The organism is Leeuwenhoekiella blandensis MED217, assembly GCF_000152985.1.
In the GTDB taxonomy this organism is placed as follows: domain Bacteria; phylum Bacteroidota; class Bacteroidia; order Flavobacteriales; family Flavobacteriaceae; genus Leeuwenhoekiella; species Leeuwenhoekiella blandensis.
Genome location: NZ_CH672395.1, coordinates 1,071,810 through 1,095,689, shown reverse-complemented (window position 1 = coordinate 1,095,689; position 23,880 = coordinate 1,071,810). Strand labels below are relative to the sequence as shown.

Here is a 23,880-nt window from a genome sequence, read left to right as displayed (position 1 = left end):
ACTATGAGCACAAAACGTGTAGTTATAAAAGTAGGAACCAATGTAATGACCAACAGAAACAACAGAATTGTTGGACCTGTTCTTCATGAGCTTGTAAGACAAATTGCAGAGCTTTATGAGAAAGGTTATCAGCCTGTTCTGGTTTCTTCAGGTTCTGCAATTGCTGGTAAGGAAGTCTTAGGAGAATGTAATTATGAAGATGCTTCTACCCGTAGGCAAATTTTCTCTTCAGTTGGTCAACCTCGAATGATGCGTCATTACTATACACTATTCAATAGTTTTGGTATGCATTGCGCCCAGTTGCTTGCCACTAAGCGTGATTTTGCGCCAGGTAAGCACCGCGAAAATATGATCAATTGTTATGAAGGTCTTCTTTCAGAAGGTATTATTCCTATCGCAAATGAGGATGATGCAGTTTCACTAACCATGTCAATGTTTACGGACAATGACGAACTCGCAAGTCTTGTAGCTGAATTGATCAACGCAGATGCATTAATTCTGCTTACAGATACAGACGGACTTTACACTGGTCATCCAGATGATGATGATTCAGAAAAATTAACTGAAGTTCATCCAGAGCAGAAAGTTGAACAATATGTTCAGGAAAATAATAAAGCTGAAGGTGAAGGTCGCGGCGGAATGAAATCTAAGCTAAAAATAGCCAAAGAAACCGCTCGTAAAGACATTACCTGTTACATCGCAAACGGTAAAAAACCAAATGTGATCGTAGACCTGTTAGAGGGAAAAGAAATTGGTACAAAGTTTCAGGCTTAAACATTTAATTGAATAGTGCTATTCAGTTTAAATATTAACTAAGAAAACAAGTAAAATGCAATTACTCAATACAGATATAAAAAATAAAGTTTTAGATTCAATGATGCAGATTATTGAGTCTAGAAAAGACGAAATTTTAGAAGCAAACAAAAAAGACTTAGAAGCTTTTAATCGTGATGACCAAGCCCTTTACGACCGGCTAGTCGTGAATGATGCCAAAATTAGTGGTATGATTCAGGCGATTAAAGAGGTTCGTGATCAAGAGGATCCGGTAAGTCAAGAAATTTCAAACACCACGTTAGAAAGTGGATTAAAAATCATCAACAAGACGGCTCCATTTGGAACCATAATGATCATTTATGAATCGCGGCCAGATGTTACCATCGAAGCAGCTGTTTTAGCATTTAAAGCAAACAATAAGATTTTGCTTAAAGGTGGTAAAGAAGCTTATCTCAGTAATGTGGTTCTTGTAGATTGTTGGAAACAAGCCTTACGCGAAAATGATCTCGATGAGTCTTGGATAACGATGTTACAAATGAATCGTGAGGAAACTCAGGCTTTCTTAAAGAACCCTGACCAACCTTTAGATTTGATTGTGCCTCGTGGAGGTGAGCGCTTAATTGGATTTGTAAAAGAACACGCTAAATGTGCTGTTTTAGTAAGCGGTAGAGGAAACAACTTTTTATACGTGCATCCAAAGGCTGATTGGGCTAAAACTATTGAAGTAATTATCAATGCTAAAACAGATAAGATCTCAGGTTGTAACGCGCTAGATAAAGTTTTAGTAGATAAAAATATCGCAGATTACGAAGTAAAAATTAAAGAGCTGGATGAAATCTTAAAAGCAAAAGGTGTAGAAGTTTTGGCAGACGAGGCCTCAAAAGAAGTACTTTCTGAAAATGCTGTAATTCCTAATGAAGACACATGGTATGAAGAATTTCTAGCAATGAAAATCGTACTTGGTGCAGTTGATAGTATAGACGAAGCGATGGAAAAAATCAACACCTATAGTGGAGGACACTCAAGTGCTATTATGACTACAGATAAAGAAGCTGCAACAACCTTTATGGAAAACATAGATACAGCTGCAGTTTATCACAATGCATCAACACGTTTTACCGATGGTGGACAAATGGGAGTTGGTGCTGAATTAGCAATTAGTACCGATAAATTACACCATAGAGGACCTTTAGGTCTTAAACAATTAGTGACTAATAAATATTATGTATTCGGTGATGGGCACGTAAGAGTCTAAACAACTGATTTACAAAACAAAAAGAGGAACTTTTAATTTAAAAAGTTCCTCTTTTTTTTATTTATATTAAAAATTATATACTATTAATAGAAATCCCTTAATTCTTTAATAATCAAAGTTTTCCTACAAATAAAATCATGTATGATTCATATAAAATCAGTATTTTAGCAGTTAAACGAAATTAGCTATTCGTTAAAAGCATAACACCCTATGAGCTCATTTATAGATCGTCTTTTTACGCATAGGGCTAGCAAAATAAATCAGAGTCCATCTGACACTGATCCGGTTAAAAATTTCTTTGATTATTTGATAGGTCAGGGAACACCCGGAGCGCGCCTTAAGCTTATTGAATCTAAGCTTGAAAACTTTGAATTTCCCGAGGATCAATACCTCGCTGAAATTTGTGTTGCAAGTTTTTATTTAGATCTTGAATATTATTTGCTTCATCATGACTCCCGATACATCAGCACAGAGCAAAAGCTTAGACAAGAAATTAAGCTCAATTTTCCTTCGATTGCAAATTCTGATGCGTTTGCTCCACTTTACGTAAGTGGTAAAAATCAGGAAGTACTTTTGGCGCAGTTTTTTCTTATAATCCTTCTGAAAAAGTTTAAAGATGAAGACCCTGAGCTTACTAATACTATTTCTTGGCTCAATGCGCTTACAAAGGCGTTTAAAGCTCCTGTTTCAGATGACATTGTTAAACAAATCAATACATTTAGAAGAATTAAGGATGATGCGTTGAGAATCAATCAGGAGTTTGGAGCTTTATTTGGGCAAGATTTTGTCGACTCGGCTTTTTCGGGAACTAAAGAGGAATTCTTGAGCTTTTATGAGAAAATACCAGCCGTCGTTTCAATTAACGACATCATTCCGCAGCTATTTACCTCCTTACTTCATGAGTCTCCTCAAAAGAACTTCTTCAATACTCCTTTAGAACCGACTGAAGCAGCCGAGGAAAAGGTTGATTCTGCCAACGCGCCCAAAACAACTCACGTAGATGTTTTAGAAAATTTGCTCGACGGCTACATCCTTTTTGATGCACAGGGCACCATTAAAGACTGTAACACACTCAGCACAAACATTTTTGGACTTTCTAAAAAAGAATTAATAGGAAGCTCTATTTACGCATTGCTTCCGCAAGATGTAACCAGTGCTTTTAAAAGTGACATCAGTTCGCTGCATCAAAATAAACTGCCCAAACTACTGGGCAATCGTAAAGAAGTTGATCTTAAAAATAAGAAAGGAAATATTGAACCTTATGAAATAAGTTTCAGCAATAACTATTCTGAGCCGGTTGAAACCTTCAGTATTTTTATACGTGATATCACGCAACGCAACGATACTTTACGTGCAAAAGCAAGTGCAGAGCGCGCCGCTGAAGCAAAGTCCACCTTTTTATCCAATATGAGTCACGAAATACGAACTCCTTTAAACGTGATTCTTGGACTGTCTGAATTACTCATAAAAAATGGTTTAGACGATAAAAAGCTGCTGGAGAAAAATCTTGAAGGCATCTCTTTTTCAGCAAAGAATTTGCTTTCTATAGTTGACGATATACTTGACTTTTCAAAAATTGAAGCCGGAAAACTCTCTTTACAAGCGCTGGATTTTAACTTAAAGGAAGTCTTATCTAATCTTACAAGTACGTTTGAAATTAAAGCGCGTGAGAAAGGGCTTCAACTTATTACCACAATAGATGAGCGTATCCCTGACATTATAGTAGGTGACCAATATCGCCTCAATCAAATTATTACTAATTTAATTGGAAACGCCATTAAATTTACCAAGCAAGGTAAAATCACATTGGAGCTTCAATTGATCGAAGAAACAACAGATAAGGTAACCATCAACTTTATTGTTACCGACACCGGAATTGGGATTCCCAAAAATCAATTGCCTCATATTTTTAAGAGTTTTTATCAGGTAGATGAGCCTGAACACGCCAAAATTAATGGAACCGGCCTAGGGCTTTCTATTACTCACGAGTTGATCAATCTGCAAGGAGGTTCTTTGTTTGTAGAAAGCGAACCCGGCAAAGGTTCTAGCTTTCATTTTAAACTGAATTACAAAAAGAGTACACGACAAAAGATTCAAAAATTTGAGCAGCACGCAGATACTGAAAATCAAAGTCTAAAAGGTTTAAGAGTCCTGGTTGCTGAAGACAATAAGATGAATCAATTCTATATTCGTCAATTATTATATGGCTTAAACGTTGAAGCCGATATCGCCGAAAACGGCGAGGAAGCTGTTGCGATTTACACCAATAACAAAACAAACTACGACCTTATTTTGATGGATATGCATATGCCTGTTATGAACGGACTTGATGCAATCGCTTTGATCAGAAAATCTGAAAAAAATCTTCTAAAAAAAGTACCCATAGTCGCTTGTTCTGCAGATGTTTTTCCTGAGGCCCGTAAAAATGCCATCAAAGCCGGTATTGATTTTTACCTTACAAAACCCTTAAAAGAAGAAGCCTTGAAAGAGGTTTTATATTGGTTAGTTTCTGAAGATACCGAGACCAATAAACCAATTCCAAAAAAAGGTCAGGACGATAGTACGCCCAAAAATGAACCTACTTCTGTAGATATCCAAAACCTTTTTGAAATCTTTGATAATGATAAAGATTTTGTGATCTCGCTGCTTGAAGTATTCATCACCGAAACACCTGAAGATCTAAACAGTCTGCGTAATTGTGTGGAGCGCGAGTATTATCCTCGAGCCAGTACACTTGCACATAAAATGAAATCAAGCTTTATGAACCTTGGGATGACGCAACCCGGTCATCATTTGCAAAAAATTGAAGCATATATAACCAAGCCTGACAAGGTAACGGATGCTAAAGCGCATTTAAAAGCTTTTGAGAATTTGTATAATAAAGCGCTTCTAGATGTCAACCTGCAGCTCATTAAATTAAAAGAAGGCTAAAAGTCAATCTTTTACCGAGAAAAAATAACACTTCGACCAAGTGTTAAAATTTTCTAAAAAAAATTAAAAAATTCTGTAACCTTTCTTAGTGATCCTACGTATAATAAGTGTATCTGTCCAAAACAGTGGCAGAGCATTTAACATTGAGTACCGGTAATTCCGGTGGAACTATTTTTTAATACGTGATAGTCCTATGAGACAACTTAAGATTACAAAACAGGTTACAAACAGAGAAACCGCTTCACTTGACAAGTATTTACAAGAAATTGGTAAAGTAGATCTTATTACTGCTGATGAAGAAGTAGAACTTGCCCAACGCATCAAAGCAGGCGATCAACGCGCTCTTGAAAAATTAACCAAAGCTAACCTGCGTTTTGTGGTTTCTGTTGCAAAACAATATCAAAACCAAGGCCTTACCCTACCCGATTTGATCAATGAAGGTAATTTAGGCCTCATCAAAGCTGCACAGCGTTTTGATGAAACACGTGGTTTTAAATTCATTTCTTATGCTGTATGGTGGATTAGACAATCTATCCTTCAAGCCCTAGCTGAGCAATCGCGAATTGTACGTTTGCCTTTAAATAAAATTGGTAGCATCAATAAAATCAACAAGACTTTTGCTTTTCTAGAGCAGGCCAATGAGCGCCCGCCTAGCCCTGAAGAAATCGCAAAAGAGCTTGATATGACCGTAAATGAGGTAAAAGAATCTCTCAAGAACGCGGGCCGCCACGTGAGTATGGATGCGCCTTTGATCGAAGGAGAAGACTCTAACCTTTATGATGTACTACGCTCTGGAGAATCACCTAATCCCGATCGTGAGTTATTAAGTGAATCTCTAAGTACCGAAATTGAACGTGCTCTAGAGACTTTAACTCCTCGCGAAGCAGATGTGGTTCGTTTATATTTTGGTCTAGGACATCAACACCCTATGACTTTGGAGGAAATAGGAGAAACCTTTGATCTTACCCGCGAGCGTGTGAGACAAATTAAAGAAAAAGCGATCCGTAGATTAAAGCATACCTCAAGAAGTAAAATTTTAAAAACTTATTTAGGTTAAGTCTTTTTTACAAGAATTCGTTAAATATGGGGTGTTTCGCTAGGTTTTTACTAAATTGCATTATAATTGTAACCCCAATAAAATATTTAAAGTAACAACAGTTCATCATAACTGTTCGTTTTTTGATTGATGAATGAATCCCCGGCTGATTACCGGGGATTTTTCATGGTAGCAATTTTTGTACTTACTCGCTTTCAAAAAATGCTTATCCATAAGTATTGGTTAAATTTACCTATCAAAATAAGAATTCATGACTCCAAAATATGTAGCCCCTTCTATTCTTGCAGCAGATTTTGCAAATCTCGAAAGCGAAATCAAAATGGTCAATTCAAGTGATGCCGACTGGCTGCACGTAGATGTAATGGACGGAGTTTTTGTTCCTAATATTTCTTTTGGGATGCCCGTTGTACAAGCCATTTCAAAACATAATAAAAAAGTGATGGATGTACATCTTATGATCGTAGATCCAGACCGATACATCAAAACCTTCGCTCAACTAGGCAGTAACAATCTCACAGTGCATTATGAGGCTTGCACCCACTTGCACCGCACATTACAAGCGATAAAAGCTGAAGGCATGAAAGCTGGCGTTGCGCTAAATCCACACACTCCTGTGAGCTTGCTTAAAGATGTCATAAACGACATAGATCAAGTGATCATTATGAGCGTGAATCCCGGTTTTGGCGGACAATCGTTTATCGAAAACACCTATAAAAAAGTACGGGAACTTAAAGAGATCATTCTTACCCATAATGCTTCAACACGCATTGAGATTGATGGTGGTGTTACAGATGCTAACGCGCAAGAATTAATTAATTGTGGGGCAGACGTATTGGTTGCCGGGAGTTATATTTTTAAAGCTTCAGACCCGGTAAATACTATAGAAAATTTAAAAAAGCTCATTTCCTAATTGCGTGATTTCAACAAAGAAGTACTGATCAATTCATCGTACAGGCTACCTATAAAAAGAGCAGATACGTATTGAAAATCAATTCTTCTGTAAAGCCCCCTACAGCAAACAAAATTCTCGACTCCTTTTACGTTACCTGCTCGTTTTTTTAATCTTATCCGGGAGCAAAGAAATAAAATTGACCAGAATATGCTTTACGGAATTCCGTAATAGTGTCCTATTTAACACCTAAATAATAAAGTTCTAACGCTAAGATGCAGAAGCTACATCTAACCATCACATCTTTTACCTCAATCTCGAGATCAATTTGCAGGAGGTAATTCAAATTTTGATGTAAATCCAAAAGGCTCAAAATCCCAAACAAACGGAAGCAGAAAATACACCACTAAAGTCAGGAATACTATTGAAACCAAGTTCATCCAAAATCCTGCTTTTACCATATCTGGAATCTTAAGATATCCTGAACCAAAAACAACTGCATTAGGCGGAGTCGCTACCGGAAGCATAAAAGCACACGATGCCGCCACAGTAGTTGCTACTAAAAGCATATACGGATTAAGGTCAAGCTCTAAAGCTATTGGAGCCAAAATTGGCAAGAGCATCGCCGTTGTTGCTAGGTTAGATGTCAATTCAGTAATGAAATTCACACTGAATATCACCAGTAAAACAAGTAATAGGAGCGGTAACGCCTCTAATAAGGTCATCTGCAAACCAAACCATCTCGCTAAACCAGTTTCTTCAAAACCTGCCGCCAAAGCCATTCCGCCGCCAAAAAGTAAAATAATGCCCCAAGGAATATTTGTCGCTTCTTTCCAATCTAAGATACGTTCTCCTTTTTCACCGGCATTCAGCATAAATAATAAAATTCCGGCAGCTATAGCGATGATGGTATCATCAATACCGGGCAGCCAAGCTTCTAAAAGAAAAGATCGAGTGATCCAGCAAAAAGCAGTTCCTATAAAAACAGCTAGTACAACTTTTTCTTCCTTTTGCATCGGTCCCAAATCTTTTAAAAGTCGGTTGATTTCTGCTTTTCCTCCGGGGAATTCTTTCTGTTTAAATGTATAAGCAACATTGGTAAGGTACAGCCAGGAAATAGCCAAAAGCACAATACTAATAGGAAAACCAAATTTAAACCACTGAAAAAAACTGATATCTATATTATAGACTTCTTGAATGTAACCTGCAAAAACCAGATTGGGCGGCGTACCGATTAACGTGGCCATCCCCCCAATTGAAGCGCTGTAAGCAATTCCCAACATAAGGGCTTTACCAAAAATGCGATTCTCATCTTCTATAGTATTGGGGTTATCTTTTAGTTGTGATACGATTGACATTCCTATAGGTAACATCATCACAGAGGTCGCTGTATTGGAAATCCACATAGACAAAAACGCGGTGGCGACCATAAAACCCAAAATGATATTCTTGACATTGGTTCCTATGAGTTGTATGATGTGCAACGCAATACGCTTATGAAGTTGCCATTTTTCTATAGCGATTGCTAGGATGAAGCCACCCAAGTACAAAAACACATATTTATGACCGTATGATGCTGTAGTAGTAGAAATATCTACTGCTCCCATAAGCGGAAATAATATGATTGGCAAAAGCGCGGTTACGGCAATAGGAACAACTTCGGTGACCCACCAGAGGGCGATCCATAAGGTTGCACAAAGAATATCATAAGCAGACTCAGGCATTTCTGCCGGAGGATCAAGTTGCTGAAGGATTACAAAAAGTAAAGGACCTAAAACTAAAAATATCGACTTGTTTAATTTCATAACTATAGCACAGACTTTAGAAGGTTTAGCTTCTATACGTCGCTTAAAATACTATAATTAAATATAAAATTTAGGCAGCCCTTTAAAATTTGATTTGCGCTTTGATACCAGCCTTGCTAAGTAATTATTTTAAGCAATACTCTTGAAAAGATATTGTGTTGAGTATTTTCAGTTTTAAGCAAAAGAAAAAGCAGGCTACCAAATTTCAACAAATCCATGAGCCCCCTACAGCTAATGAATCAGAGTTGAAATCAGCATAAATGCCTGCTTATATACAATTTTACCAGTTGCTTTTATATAAAATACAAATACTTGAAATTATTCATTTTGTATGATTAAAGATACTAACTCATTTTTGACAATAAAGCAGGTTTAACAATTTTTGTTAAACCTGCTTTATTATTTCTACACTTCTAAAAACTAAGAAACTCCCTCAATTGAGGGAGTTTCTACGTCAAAATCTAGAAGAATAAAGATTCTAACGCCTCTCATTACCTGCTTACAACGATGAATTCAGACCTTCTGTTTTCAGAATATTCTAATTCTGTACAGGTTTTTCCTTCTTCGTCGCAAATATTAATGGGCTGGGACTCGCCGTAACCAATAGCACTTTGAATACGAGAAGGATCTATACCGTTCTCGATTAACCAATCTTTTGTTGAGTTTGCTCTATTTGTAGAAAGCGTTTTATTGAAATAATCTGTACCACGCTGGTCTGTATGCGACTCGATCTTGATGATCATTTCGGGATAAGCATCCATAACTTCGATGACACGCCGCAATTGAATTGCAGCCACATCGGTAATATTGTAGCGGTAGTATTCAAAGTAAATTGGATCGATACGTATTTTTTCTATATCGCCATCGGTCACAAAAATTTCAGAAAGATCCTTCAGTCTAAAATCAACCATATTCATTTTACGGTCAGGTAAAACGTCTGTTTCAAAGTCTAGTTGATCTTCGCTATACCCTGCTTTTCTGGCTTCAATGGTATATGTTGATTCGCATAATAATTCAACCGAATAACTACCATCATCTCCGGTTTCTATGCGAGCATATTCTTTTCCATCTTCATCAAATACGGTGACTTTTGCTCCTTTAATGGGTTCTTTGGTCTCCAAATCATAGACTGTACCTGAAATGTATTGTACACATTTTGCCAAATTATAATTGAACGCATAAATATCATCTCCTCCTTTACCTCCGGGACGGTCTGAAGAAAAGAAACCTTTGTTAGGTTCGTCTCCTTCTAGGTAGGCAAAATCATCTGAATTGGTATTCATGACCGGTCCCAGATTAATGGGCGTACCATAAATACCGTCTTTAAAATAAGATTTGTACATATCTAGGCCACCAAAACCTACATGACCACCAGAAGAAAAATAAAGCACATCATCTACAAAAAACGGGAAAAAATCATCTGTAATGGTATTGATTTTGGGACCTAAGTTTTTCGGTTTAGAAAACGAACCATCTTCATAGATATCGCATACATAAATATCTGCTTTACCATAACCTCCTGGCATATCTGAAGCGAAGAATAACTTGGTACCATCTTCGGTAATAAATGGATGTCCTGTAGAATAAGCATCGCCATTAAAAGGCAAAAGTTCTTTCTTAAATCTTTTGGCAGTCAAGTCTACACGATAGATTTTAAAATAATTTCGTTTATCACCTTCATAAACCTTTTGCTTTCCTGATTGATAACTTGAAGCATAATAGAAATAGTCACTGTTAGGAGAAAAGGTTGCTGTACCGTCATGGTACTGACTTTCTAAATCCTTATTGTACAGATTTACCATTTCTGAACTATCTGTTAATGGAAATCCTATTTTATAGATGGAAAGATACGGGGTATTATCTCGATCATAAATTTTCTTATCGCGATCATATCTGGCAGAGGTAAATATGAAAGCGCCATTCTCGTCAAAATCGCCACCAAAATCTGCATATGCAGAATTAAAATCAAGGTTTCTTATATCATATAACGTATCTCCTTTAAGCAATTCTTGAAAACGAGCCCGCTCCTCATAATAACTACTAAGCGCTTCTGCACCTCTAGTCTTATAATAACGTTCTGCCACCTCGTGGGCCTCATCATATAGTTTTAAGCTTCGCAAAGAATCGTAGTATTGATACCCTTGTGCATTATCCTGATTAGGACCTACCGCTCGGTACCATTTTTCGTAGGCTTCCTTTGCTTTGTTGAAATCCTTTAGATTGTAATACGTATCACCAATATTCATATAGGTTTCTGGAGCTACATTTTCTGCTTTATCCAGATAAAGTTCGTATTCAGTTGCGGCATCAACATAGAGGTGCCGATCGTGAAGTTTATTAGCTTCCTCTAACTGTTTCTGAGAGTAAACTGAGAAATTCAGTAAAAAAATAAAAAGTATATATAGATATTTCATAGAGCTGAGTTTTTAGAAGAATCGAGGTGAGAAGGTTGCGCCACGTCTGCGGGCTAATGAGAATTTGATCAAAATCTCGTGACTCCCATCATTGTATTGATTGAAGTCTGAGGTATTATAATCATAAGCATAGCCTATAAAAATATTGTCGCTCACTTGAAAACCGGCAAGTCCACTCACAGAAGCGTCCAAACTATAACCGATACCTGCTGTAAACTTATCTAAGAATAAAAAGTTTGCTGAAAGATTTGCTCGTAACGGAGCACCTTCGGTATAATCAAATAATACAGCCGGTTTGAATTTGGTATTGCCGCCTATATCAAAAATATATCCTCCTATGAGATACATATGTAACTCTTCGGTATCAACCATTGTATCTTCTTCATTGTAATACTCTTGAGAAAAGAAGTTTGGCGTAGATAATCCCAAATACCAATCTTCTGAAAACAAGTAAGCTCCTGCACCTAGAATTCCAAGAAATTGGTTGTTGATATTATTCATAAACGCAGGATCGTTTGGATTATCAAATATTCCTTTTCTAAAATCCACATTGAGTACTCTAAAACCAGCCTTAAGACCGAAGGACAAATAGGTTCTTTCTGACATATTAATAGAATAAGAAAAATTACCATCTATGTTCAAATCTTCAGAAGGTCCTAAAGCATCTCGCGTAATGTTTAATCCTAAACCTACATTATAGGTCACCGGAGTCTCGAGACCAAGATTTATGGTTTCTGGTGCACCATCAATCCCGGTAAACTGTGCTTTATAATTTGCTGTGATATTAAAATTATCTGATGACCCTACATATGCCGGGTTCACGGTCATCGTATTATACATATACTGTGTATAATTGGGATCCTGCTGCCCATAGATACTATAGGCACTGCAGAACACAATTATAATTTCAACTAAATAGGTTACTACTTTTGTCATGGTAACTAAATTTTAAAATGAGAGAATTAAAAATTATCGTGCGATATAAACCCATCCGGTAAGCGTGCGATCACCATCTCCTAGCTCTATTGCATAATAATAGGTTCCCGCCGGTAGACCACTTGATTTGTTTATTGAATTAGCAACATTAGAAACTCCGTTCCAAGTGTTGTTGTATCCATTTGCCGTGAAGACCAACTGCCCTACTCGGTTATAAATATTTACCACATTATTAGGATACTTATCAATACATCTAACCGTAAACAGGTCATTCATTCCATCGCCATTAGGAGAGAATTCATTGAAGACCATCAAGCAATCTGGATCGATCTCTACTTCATCTGAATTATTATCTGAATTGCTATCTACAGGATTTGAAGTGATGATCTCTGCCACATTTCTATAGTTCCCGGTCTCGAGTACCGTAACTGTAATCGTTAAGGTGGCACTACTGTTTGCGGCAAGCTCTGGAAGAATCCAAATTCCTGTAAGCGGGTTATACGTTCCAACCGGAGCGGTAAAACTGTCAAATTCTAACCCAGAAGGCAATACTTCACTTACTTGTACCGATGTCAATGTGGTTTGACCGGTATTGGTCACTTCTATCATATAGGTAATTTGCTCTCCAATCGCCGGAACAAGATTGTTCACTGTTTTAGAAATTGTAAGATCAGAACAAGCTTCTGCAACTACATCCAATGATGCTGTGTTATCTACAATACAACTTAACGAACTGTCAAATGAAACGTCTACTGTATTGTCACCAGGTAAGTCCCAGACTACGGTAATAAAATTATCATCTAATCCTCCACCGGATACTATACTACCACCGGGAGTGATCATCCACATATAATTACTCATTCCCGGCTGAGTGGTATAAGTAATTTCAGCACCAAGGCAAGCCACCGCTGCCGAAGCATCGATAGTTGCAGAAATTGGATCTGTAAGCAATACCGTAACTGCTAATCGAGTCATACCTATCACACCATCAACAACTAATGCTGCATAATATGTGGTGTTATTAGACAGAACAGTCGAGTCTGCAAGAGGAGTTCCGCCAGTTTCTGAAGCATACCACACGATAGTATCTTGGTCTAAAACAAGATCACCGACAGTAGGCTGATCTGAAGCACAAAATGTCTGATTTTGATTTCCTGTAGGAACGCCCAAATCAATAGTTAGTTCGTCAACAGTAGCATCTGTAGCTGAATTCCCCAAGGCGTCAGTATTGGTAGCGACCACATCATAAACACCCTCTTCAATTTCATTTCCTAAAGGAATACTCAAGATCCAAGTATCATCACCGTTATCGGTTAAATTTCCATCGCCTTCGGTATAGGTCACTCCATTAACAGAAACCGTCAAGTTTCCTGAAGAATCTGCGGTACCTGTAATTTCAGGTGTTACATCAGCCGTCGTCTGGCTATTAACTGTTGGAATTCCGGGCGCGGTTGAATCTATAGTCAATTCATCTATTGTAGCGTCCATATTGACGTTGCCCGCAGCATCAGTAGCTGTCGCCATCACATCATAGGTCCCATCAGGAAGTGCATTAGCATCAGGGATCGTAAGACTCCAGGTATCGTCTCCATTATCAACCAGATTGCCATCACCTTCGGTATAAGTCACTCCGTTTACTACAACTACCAAATCATCTACAGAATCAGCAGTCCCCGTAATCGTTGGTGTAGTGTCATTTGTAGTTAAAGGATCTACTGTAGGTAGCGTTGGAACGATTGTATCGATCGTTAATTCATCAACTGTGACATCCATACTGCTGGTACCAAAAGCATCAGTAGCGGTTGCCATCACATCATAAATTCCGTCAGGAAGCGCGTTAGCATCAGGAATGGTCAAACTCCACGTGTCATCACCATTATCAACCAAATTTCCATCACCTTCAGTATAGGTCACTCCATTTACCACAACCACTAAATCATCAACGGAATCTGCAGTACCCGTAATCGTAGGCGTATTGTCATTTGTAGTCAAGAAATCTACTGTTGGAAGTGTTGGCGCTACCGTATCAATAGTCAGTTCGTCTACTGTAGCATCGCTGCTGCTATTACCGGCTGCATCGCTCGCTGTGGCCATCACATCATAAGTTCCGTCAGGAAGTGCATTGGCATCAGGAATCGTCAAAGACCAAGTATCGTCTCCATTATCAACCAGATTGCCATCACCTTCGGTATACGTCACTCCGTTTACTACAACTACCAAATCATCAACTGAATCTGCAGTTCCTGTGATCGTAGGCGTATTATCATTCGTTGTTAAGAAATCTACTGTTGGAAGTATTGGTACTACCGTATCAATTATCAATTCGTCTACTGTAGCATCCATACTGCTATTACCGGCTGCATCTGTTGAAGTGACCATCACATCATAAATTCCGTCAGGAAGCTCATTCGCATCCGGTATTGTCAGACTCCAAGTATCATCGCCATTATCAACCAAATTACCATCACCTTCAGCATAGGTAACACCGTTTACGCTAACCGCTAAATCATCAACGGAATCTGCAGTTCCTGTGATCGTTGGTGTATTGTCATTCGTTGTTAAGAAATCTACTGTTGGAAGTGTGGGTGCTACCGTATCAATAGTCAATTCATCTACTGTAGCATCACTGCTGCTATTATCGGCAATATCAGTTGCAACCGCCATAACATCATAGGTTCCGTCAGGAAGCGCGTTGGCATCAGGAATGGTCAAACTCCACGTGTCATCGCCGTTATCGATTAAGCTTCCATTTCCTTCTACATAAGTTACCTCATTGACTACAACTACCAAATTATCAACTGAATCTGCGGTACCCGTAATCGTAGGGGTATTGTCATTTGTAGTCAAAAAGTCTACCGTTGGAAGGATTGGGTCTGTAGTATCGATCGTCAATTCATCTATGGTAGCGTCCATACTGCTATTTCCGGCTGCATCGGTTGCAACGGCCATAACATCATAGATCCCATCAGGAAGTACAAAAGGAATATTTAACGACCACGTATCGTCTCCGTTATCAATCAAATCTGTACCCGTTTCGGCATAATCAACTCCATTTACGGTCACCACTAAATCATCAACGGAATCAGCAGTACCAGTAATCGTAGGCGTATTGTCATTCGTTGTTAAGAAATCTACTGTTGGAAGCGTTGGCGCTACCCTATCAATAGTCAATTCGTCTACTGTAGCATCGCTGCTATTGTTACCCGCAGCATCAGTCGCTGTGGCCATCACATCGTAGGTTCCGTCAGGAAGTACATTAGCATCAGGAATGGTCAAACTCCAAGTATCATCGCCATTATCAACCAAATTACCATCACCTTCAGTATAGGTAACTCCGTTTACTACAACTACCAAATCATCTACGGAATCTGCAGTTCCTGTGATTGTTGGTGTATTGTCGTTTGTAGTCAAGAAATCTACTGTAGGAAGCGTTGGCGCTACCGTATCAATAGTCAATTCGTCTACTGTCGCATCGTTGCTGCTATTGCCTGCAGCATCGGTTGCTGTGGTCATCACATCGAAAGTTCCGTCAGGAAGTGCGTTAGCATCAGGAATCGTTAGAGTCCAAGTATCATCTCCATTATCAAATAAATTTCCGTCACCTTCAGTATAAGTGATTCCATTTACGGTCACTACCAAATCATCAACAGAATCTGCAGTACCCGTAATCGTAGGCGTATTGTCGTTTGTTGTTAAGAAATCTACTGTAGGAAGTGTTGGTACTACCGTATCAATAGTCAATTCGTCTACTGTAGCATCTACACTTGAGTTTCCGGCTGCATCTGTCGCTGTGGCCAGAACGTCATATGTCCCGTCAGGAAGCGCATTGACATCAGGAATCGTCAGAGTCCAAGTATCATCGCCATTATCGATTAAGTTTCCATCTCCTTCTACATAAGTTACTCCATTGACTACAACTACCAAATTATCAACGGAATCAGCAGTACCCGTGATCGTAGGCGTATTGTCATTCGTTGTTAAGAAATCTACGGTTGGAAGCGTTGGTGCTACGGTGTCAATGGTAAGTTCGTCAACAGTTGCATCACTACTGCTATTACCGGCTATATCAGTTGCGACAGCAATAACATCATAGGTTCCATCAGGAAGTGCGTTGATTTCAGGAATCGTCAAACTCCACGTATCATCCCCATTATCGATTAAGCTTCCATCTCCTTCTACATAAGTTACTCCATTGACTACAACTACCAAATTATCATCGGTATCTGCAGTACCCGTAATCGTTGGTGTAGTATCATTTGTAGTCAGAGGATCAACTGTTGGAAGTGTTGGTGCTACGGTGTCAATAGTCAATTCGTCTACTGTAGCATCCACACTGCTATTTCCAGCAACATCGGTTGCTGTGGCCATCACATCATAAATCCCGTCAGGAAGTGCATTCGCATCCGGTATTGTCAGACTCCAAGTGTCGTCACCGTTATCAGTTAAATCTCCATCTCCTTCAATATAGGTCACTCCATTTACCACAACCACTAAATCATCAACGGAATCTGCAGTTCCTGTGATCGTAGGCGTATTGTCATTTGTAGTCAAGAAATCTACTGTTGGAAGTGTTGGTGCTACCGTATCAATTGTCAATTCGTCTACTGTAGCATCGCTGCTGCTATTGCCTGCAGCATCGGTTGCTGTGGCCATCACATCGTAGGTTCCGTCAGGAAGCGCGTTGGCATCAAGAATCGTCAAACTCCAAGTGTCATCGCCATTATCAACCAAATTTCCATCGCCTTCAGTATAGGTAACACCGTTTACGACAACTACCAAATCATCTACGGAATCTGCAGTTCCTGTAATGGCAGGTGTATTGTCATTTGTCGTCAAAAAGTCTACCGTAGGAAGCGTTGGATCTGTAGTATCGATCGTCAATTCGTCTACTGTAGCATCCATACTATTGTTTCCTGCTGCATCAGTTGAAATGGCTGCTACATCATATATTCCATCTGAAAGAATATTCACATCGGGAATGGTCAAACTCCAAGTATCATCGCCGTTATCTAAAAGAATACCGCCTCCCTCATTATAGGTCACTCCGTTTACCACAACCACCAAATCATCAACAGAATCTGCAGTACCTGTGATGGTTGGTGTGTTGTCGTTTGTAGTTAAAAAGTCTACTGTTGGAAGTGTTGGTAGTACAGTATCGATGATAAGTTCATCTACTGTTGCATCTACACTTGAGTTTCCAGCTGCATCTGTTGAAGTGGCCACTACATCGTAGGTGCCATCTGCTAGAATTACAGGTATATTCAAACTCCACGTACCGTCCCCGTTGTCAGTAAGATCGGTTCCTGATTCCGGGTAATTGACTCCATTTACCGTCACTACTAAATCTGCTGAAGAATCTGCTGTACCGGTGATCGTTGGCGTATTGTCATTTGTGGTCAAGAAATCTACTGTTGGGATCGCAGGTGCTGTGATGTCTATTGTAAGTTCTCCATTTGTAGGATCGGTAGCACTTTGGATGCCTTGTGTTGCTGTTGCCGTTACATCATAAACCCCTTCAGCAAGCGCTACAGGAATTACCAATGTCCAGGTGTTATCTCCATTATCGGTAAGGTAGGCTCCTGTTTCGGCATAAACTACACCGTTCACTGTAACGGTCAGGTCGTCTGCAGAATCTGCAGTTCCCGTGATCGTTGGGGTTTGATCACTGGTCACCTGTGACACTACCGTAGGCTGGGTAGGCAGCGTCGTATTGATCACCAATTCATCTACAGTAACATCTGAAGAAGAATTGCCGGCAGCATCGGTAGCGGTGATCGCTACATCATAGGTGCCATCTGCCAGTTCGTTTCCGGCAGGGACATTCAGCGTCCAGGTATCATTTCCATTGTCTGTTAAATCTCCATCACCTTCGCTGTAGGTCTCTCCGTTTAACGTAACTACAATAGTATCTTCAGAATCTGCGGTTCCGGTCACCGTAGGTGTGGTATCGCTGGTTTCCTGAGTATTTACCGTGGGGATTGTAGGTGCTGTGGTGTCTACCGTAAGTTCATCGGTAGTAGCATCACTGCTGCTGTTGCCTGCAGCATCAGTTGCTGTGGCCATTACATCATAAACTCCATCATCAAGAGCATTAGCGCCCGGAATGATAAGCGTCCAGGTATCATCACCGTTATCTATCAAATTACCGTCTCCTTCGCTGTAGGTGATTCCGTCTACGCTAACCGTAAGCTCATCTACAGAATCTGCTGTTCCGGTAATGGTTGGGGTGTCTGTATTGGTGATCTGAAAATCTACTGTAGGAAGTGTAGGATCATCAAGATCTATTGTATAAGCCTGCGTGGTTGCTACTGTAGCCTCACACAGTAATACATTTTGTGCGGTTACCGAAGCATCAACACTAAGGTCATCATCTGCCACCAACTGTGCTCCTGCTACATCTACCGAAAAGCTAAGGTCACCGGCTACTGTGGTATTATAAGTAAAGGTGTTTACGGTAATCACCACCGGGTCGCCTGCTTCGGCATCGCCTCCTACGCTTCCGCTTACTGCAATGGTAGTACCGGCCTCGGCTGCATTGATGATATTATCTGCCGTAACAGGGTCTAAAGTGATCGTTGGTTCTGGGCCGCCATCTAAAGTTATGTCTACAACCTGCAGGTCTCCAGGCGCATTCTCACATCCGGTAACTGCATCTACAACACTCACATAAACTCTAAACGGACTATCAGCCTCGGTTAAACCTTCAACTTCCAGTTCACCATCGGCATTGATGCTATACGTAATGCCGTCTTCTACCAATCCGTCTGTGATCGGCAGGGTTCCGTTTGCATCTAAGTAATAATTGAAGTCTCCGTTGATCGTGGTCGTTGGAACGATATTTAGAATTTCAGGAATACAAATAGGTGCATCAAAACCTAATACAGTGATGTCTCCTGATTCTGGTAACGGGTTTACGGTTACTTCTACAGCTACCCGTGCTGATTCTTCGATACAACCTGCTAAAAATGAAGCTACATAAAAGGTCGTATCTTCAGTTAATGTTGGCGTGGTAAAAGCCTCGCCACTTGCTGTGGTTGCTAATAAACTTCCGCCAGAAGCGCTATCGTACCAGCGAAGTTCGGCTCCAGAAGAAGCAGTTGTAGCTACTAAAGAAGCACTATCGCCCGCGCAAACTTCAATATCCTCTGAGGCTGGGTCGATTACGGGAAGACTTGACGTAATTGCGATATCGTGAAAGTCAAGACTCTGTACAAGACTTACTCCTAGAAGTGCATTTAAACGCACCACTACCCGATCTGCCGGGCCGGCTACATCAAAAGGTATCGCTGCTATATCACCATCTTCTAATAATCCTAACAAATCTAAACTCAATAAGCTGGAAAGCGTAGATGAGGATACCAAAGTGGTTCCATTATAAGCTTCAAAAGTGATATTATTTGCCACGCCTACAGCCAATAAATTAGGGTCTATGCTGAGGCTTACTTTAAAATCTTCGGTTGCCTGAGTCGCAGCATCAAAGTAAACTTCTTGTTCTACCGAAGCTGCCACACTCACCACACCGAGCGTTAGTTGAGAGAATGTATTTACATCTCCATCTATCGCGTTATCTGGATTTGTGACTCCGGCTCCTAGCAGACCTAATCCACTTACACTGGTAGTGGTAAACGACGGACTATTACAAATCATAAGATCTATAGTAAGTTCATCGGTGGTAGCATCTACACTTGAAGTGCCTAAAGTATTGGTCGCAGTTGCTACCACATCATAAGTCCCTTCAGCCAGTGCTACAGGTATATCTAAAGTCCACGTATTATCACCGTTATCAGTTAAATCCCCATCGCCTTCAGTATAGATCACTCCGTCTACTGCAACCGTAAGATCATCTACAGAATCTGCCGTACCCGTAAGTCTTGGTGTCGTATCGCTGGTTGATAGCAAATCAACAGTAGGTACAGTAGGTGCGGAAGTGTCGATTGTAAGTTCATCGGTAGTAGTATCAACACTCGAGTTGCCTGCCGCATCGGTTGCAGTAGCTTGCACATCATAAGTGCCATCTGCTAAAGCTGAAGGAATAACTAACGTCCATGTATTATTACCATTATCTGTTAAATCTGAACCACTTTCCGGATAAGTAATACCGTCAACAATCACCACTAAATCATCTATTGAATCTGCAGTACCAGTAATTATCGGAGTATTATCATTTGTTGTTAAAAAGTCTACGGTTGGAACTGTAGGATCGGTGAGATCTATGGTAAGTTCATCGGTTGTAGCGTCTACATTGCTGTTGCCAACGGCATCGGTTGCAGCAGCTACTACGTCGTAAGTACCTTCTACAAGTGGAGAAGGAATAACTAACGTCCAAGTATCATCACCATTATCTGTTAAATCTGAACCACTTTCCGGGTAAGCAACACCATCAACAGTTACCACCAAATCATCAACAGAATCTGCAGTACCTGTGATGGTTGGTGTGTTGTCGTTAGTTGTTAAAAAGTCTACTGTTGGAGTTGTTGGTAGTACGGTATCGATGATAAGTTCATCTACTGTTGCATCTACACTGGAGTTTCCGGCTGCATCTGTTGAAGTGGCTACTACATCGTAGATGCCATCTGCTAGAATCACAGATATATTTAAACTCCACGTACCGTCTCCGTTGTCAGTAAGATCGGTTCCTGATTCCGGGTAATTGACTCCATTTACCGTCACTACTAAATCTGCTGAAGAATCTGCTGTACCAGTGATCGTTGGCGTATTGTCATTTGTGGTCAAGAAATCTACTGTTGGGATTGCAGGTGCTGTGATGTCTATTGGAAGTTCTCCATTTGTAGGATCGGTAGCACTTTGGATACCTTGTGTTGCTGTTGCCGTTACATCATAAACCCCTTCAGCAAGCGCTACAGGAATTACCAATGTCCAGGTGTTATCGCCATTATCGGTAAGGTAGGCTCCTGTTTCGGCATAAACTACACCGTTCACTGTAACGGTCAGGTCGTCTGCAGAATCTGCAGTTCCCGTGATCGTTGGGGTTTGATCGCTGGTCACCTGTGACACTACCGTAGGCTGGGTAGGCAGCGTCGTATTGATCACCAATTCATCTACAGTAACATCTGAAGAAGAATTGCCGGCAGCATCGGTAGCGGTGATCGCTACATCATAGGTGCCATCTGCCAGTTCGTTTCCGGCAGGGACATCCAGCGTCCAGGTATCATTACCATTGTCTGTTAGATCCCCATCACCTTCGCTGTAGGTCTCTCCGTTTAACGTAACTACAATAGTATCTTCAGAATCTGCGGTTCCGGTCACCGTAGGTGTGGTATCGCTGGTTTCCTGAGTATTTACCGTGGGGATTGTAGGTGCTGTGGTGTCTACCGTAAGTTCATCGGTAGTAGCATCACTGCTGCTGTTGCCTGCAGCATCAGTTGCTGTGGCTATTACATCATAAACTCCATCATCAAGCGCATTAGCACCCGGAATAATAAGCGTCCAGGTATCATCACCGTTATCTATCAAATTACCATCTCCTTCGCTGTAGGTGATTCCGTCTACGCTAACCGTAAGCTCATCTACAGAATCTGCTGTTCCGGTAATGGTTGGGGTGTCTGTATTGGTGATCTGAAAATCTACTGTAGGAAGTGTAGGATCATCAAGATCTATTGTATAAGCCTGCGTGGTTGCTACTGTAGTCTCACACAGTAATAGATTTTGTGCGGTTACCGAAGCATCAACACTAAGGTCATCATCTGCCACCAACTGTGCTCCTGCTACATCTACCGAAAAGCTAAGGTCGCCGGCTACTGTGGTATTGTAAGTAAAGGTGTTTACGGTAACCACCACAGGGTCGCCAGCTTCGGCATCGCCTCCTACGCTTCCGCTTACTGCAATGGTAGTACCGGCCTCGGCTGCATTGATGATATTATCTGCCGTAACAGGATCTAGAGTGATCGTTGGTTCTGGGCCGCCATCTAAAGTTATGTCTACAACTTGAAGGTCTCCAGGTGCATTCTCACATCCGGTAACTGCATCTACTACACTCACATAAACTCTAAACGGACTATCAGCCTCGGTTAATCCTTCAACTTCCAGTTCGCCATCGGCATTGATGCTATACGTAATGCCGTCTTCTACCAATCCGTCTGTGATCGGCAGGGTTCCGTTTGCATCTAAGTAATAATTGAAGTCTCCGTTAATCGTGGTCGTTGGAACGATATTTAGAATCTCAGGAATACAAATAGGTGCATCAAAACCTAAAACAGTGATGTCTCCTGATTCTGGTAACGGGTTTACGGTTACTTCTACAGCTACCCGTGCTGATTCTTCGGTACAACCTGCTAAAAATGAAGCTACATAAAAGGTCGTATCTTCAGTTAATGTTGGCGTGGTAAAAGCCTCGCCACTTGCTGTGGTTGCTAATAAACTTCCGCCAGAAGCGCTATCGTACCAGCGAAGTTCAGCTCCAGAGGAAGCAGTTGTAGCTACTAAAGAAGCACTATCGCCCGCACAAACTTCAATATCCTCTGAGGCTGGGTCGATTACGGGAATAGCAGGTGTAATCGCCACGTCATATAAATCTAGCTTTTGTAAGACATTCACTCCTAACAAAGAAGTATATCGTACCACAATGCGGTCTGCAGGTCCCGCGACGTCAAAAGGAACCTGCACGACAGCACCGCCTTGCAATAATCCCAACAGATCAAGATTTAATAGGGATGAAAGACTCGAACTTGAGACTAATGTAGGTCCATTGTAAGCTTCAAATGTGATATTATTTACCACACCTAAGGCTAACAATGTTGGGTCTACGCTTAAACCAATTTTAAAATCTTCAGTTGGTTGCGAAGGGGTATCAAAATAAATAAGTTGCTCGATTGAAGCGGTAACATCTAAAATCCCTAAACTTAGTTCTGAGAACGAATTGGGATCATTATCAATCGCATTTTCAGGATTAGTAACGCCGGCACCACCAATTGTCAATAAATCTAAACTAAGGCCATCACCATCAAAAGAAGTATAATTAGCATCATTACAAACCGCAGAACCTGTTGTGTAAAAAGCTCCTCGAACATTTAAAGTTCTTGTATTTCCTAAACCTAATAAAGATCCAATACTGTTTGTAATGTATATACTACTGTAGGATTGATCTGGAGTCATTGCGATGTACATTGCACCGTCAGCATCAGTAACCACACGCACACGCGCCGAATCAAATGTATTAGGGTCTGATGAGTCTGCACTTAGAACCGTTGTACTCCCTGAGCGCGCCTCTATGGTGAATTCTTGATTTCCTACTAAAACAACACCGAGCACATCACCAAGGAGGTTACCTAATCCACCGCCTAGCAATACACGCAGCAATTCATCTTCAGTATCGATTCGTACAAAAGTGGTTGTATTTGCCGGTACCGGGGCAGCATAACCTATTTCTATAAAACTGTCGTAAGCTCCAATCCCTGCCACGATACCACTTGAGGCATCAAGCTCTGCTGTGGTATTCAAATCACCATCTACAGCGAAAGATGCATTAGTTACATAATCTGGATCTACATCAACCAGTTCTGTAGCAAACGTTTGCGTTTGCGCATAAAGCTTTTGTCCTACACTAAATAGAAAGAGGAAACAAAGAACAGTTTTGAAAAAGAAATTTCGAAAAGTAAAGTTCACCATAATCACGTTGTTTTAAGGTTGAGAGGTTAATTAAAACACTAAGTTTAGGCATAAGATGATCTGGCCTGAAAATACAAGCTTCTAACAATCAATATTTTACCAATACTTAGGGGTGAGAAAAATCCTGCTAACGCTCAGGACAAACTATGAGCAGAAACAAGATTGAACGTCAATTTTGGAGAAGAAAATGAGAG

Annotated in this window: 9 protein-coding genes; 5 read left to right on the top strand and 4 right to left on the bottom strand. The window is 40.3% G+C overall.

Going from position 1 to position 23,880, the window contains the following annotated elements; genetic code table 11:
• Nucleotides 1-3: 3 nt before the first annotated feature.
• From proB to rpe, 5 genes are all read left to right on the top strand, one after another.
• Nucleotides 4-774: a glutamate 5-kinase gene (gene proB / locus MED217_RS04735; RefSeq protein WP_009779342.1), complete on the top strand. Its 771-nt coding sequence runs from the start codon at nt 4-6 to the stop codon at nt 772-774.
• 55 nt (nt 775-829) lie between these two features.
• Complete coding sequence (locus MED217_RS04730) at nt 830-2,029, top strand: glutamate-5-semialdehyde dehydrogenase (protein WP_009779341.1); 1,200 nt, start codon at nt 830-832, stop codon at nt 2,027-2,029.
• A gap of 210 nt (nt 2,030-2,239) precedes the next feature.
• Entirely contained in the window at nt 2,240-4,960 is a 2,721-nt protein-coding gene (locus tag MED217_RS18460) for an ATP-binding protein (RefSeq protein WP_009779340.1), read from the top strand.
• Nucleotides 4,961-5,153: 193 nt separating this feature from the next.
• Nucleotides 5,154-6,017 carry a sigma-70 family RNA polymerase sigma factor gene (locus MED217_RS04720; RefSeq protein WP_009779339.1) on the top strand — a complete coding sequence of 288 codons (864 nt, stop codon included), beginning with the start codon at nt 5,154-5,156 and terminating at the stop codon, nt 6,015-6,017.
• A 250-nt stretch (nt 6,018-6,267) separates the two neighbouring features.
• Nucleotides 6,268-6,927 (top strand): ribulose-phosphate 3-epimerase, encoded by a 660-nt coding sequence (rpe, locus tag MED217_RS04715; protein WP_009779338.1) that lies wholly within the window; start codon nt 6,268-6,270, stop codon nt 6,925-6,927.
• Nucleotides 6,928-7,229: 302 nt separating this feature from the next.
• Here the strand turns inward: rpe and MED217_RS04710 are convergent, their stop codons facing one another.
• The 4 genes from MED217_RS04710 to MED217_RS04695 form a co-directional block, all read right to left on the bottom strand.
• Complete coding sequence (locus tag MED217_RS04710; RefSeq protein WP_009779337.1) at nt 7,230-8,711, bottom strand: SLC13 family permease; 1,482 nt, start codon at nt 8,709-8,711, stop codon at nt 7,230-7,232.
• Nucleotides 8,712-9,202: 491 nt separating this feature from the next.
• On the bottom strand, nt 9,203-11,125 hold the full coding sequence (locus MED217_RS04705; RefSeq protein ID WP_009779336.1) for an OmpA family protein: 1,923 nt from the start codon (nt 11,123-11,125) through the stop codon (nt 9,203-9,205).
• A 12-nt stretch (nt 11,126-11,137) separates the two neighbouring features.
• Nucleotides 11,138-12,061 carry a PorP/SprF family type IX secretion system membrane protein gene (locus MED217_RS04700; RefSeq protein ID WP_009779335.1) on the bottom strand — a complete coding sequence of 308 codons (924 nt, stop codon included), beginning with the start codon at nt 12,059-12,061 and terminating at the stop codon, nt 11,138-11,140.
• Nucleotides 12,062-12,094: 33 nt separating this feature from the next.
• Nucleotides 12,095-23,686: a T9SS C-terminal target domain-containing protein gene (locus MED217_RS04695; RefSeq protein ID WP_009779334.1), complete on the bottom strand. Its 11,592-nt coding sequence runs from the start codon at nt 23,684-23,686 to the stop codon at nt 12,095-12,097.
• Between the last annotated feature and the right edge of the window lie 194 nt (nt 23,687-23,880).

Excerpts from the sequence above, each read along its gene's own strand:
- MED217_RS04710 (WP_009779337.1), bottom strand. The coding sequence starts at position 8,711 with ATGAAATTAAACAAGTCGATATTTTTAGTTTTAGGTCCTTTACTTTTT.
- MED217_RS04720 (WP_009779339.1), top strand. The coding sequence starts at position 5,154 with ATGAGACAACTTAAGATTACAAAACAGGTTACAAACAGAGAAACCGCT.
- proB (WP_009779342.1), top strand. The coding sequence starts at position 4 with ATGAGCACAAAACGTGTAGTTATAAAAGTAGGAACCAATGTAATGACC.
- MED217_RS18460 (WP_009779340.1), top strand. The coding sequence starts at position 2,240 with ATGAGCTCATTTATAGATCGTCTTTTTACGCATAGGGCTAGCAAAATA.
- rpe (WP_009779338.1), top strand. The coding sequence starts at position 6,268 with ATGACTCCAAAATATGTAGCCCCTTCTATTCTTGCAGCAGATTTTGCA.
- MED217_RS04700 (WP_009779335.1), bottom strand. The coding sequence starts at position 12,061 with ATGACAAAAGTAGTAACCTATTTAGTTGAAATTATAATTGTGTTCTGC.
- MED217_RS04730 (WP_009779341.1), top strand. The coding sequence starts at position 830 with ATGCAATTACTCAATACAGATATAAAAAATAAAGTTTTAGATTCAATG.
- MED217_RS04695 (WP_009779334.1), bottom strand. The coding sequence starts at position 23,686 with ATGGTGAACTTTACTTTTCGAAATTTCTTTTTCAAAACTGTTCTTTGT.
- MED217_RS04705 (WP_009779336.1), bottom strand. The coding sequence starts at position 11,125 with ATGAAATATCTATATATACTTTTTATTTTTTTACTGAATTTCTCAGTT.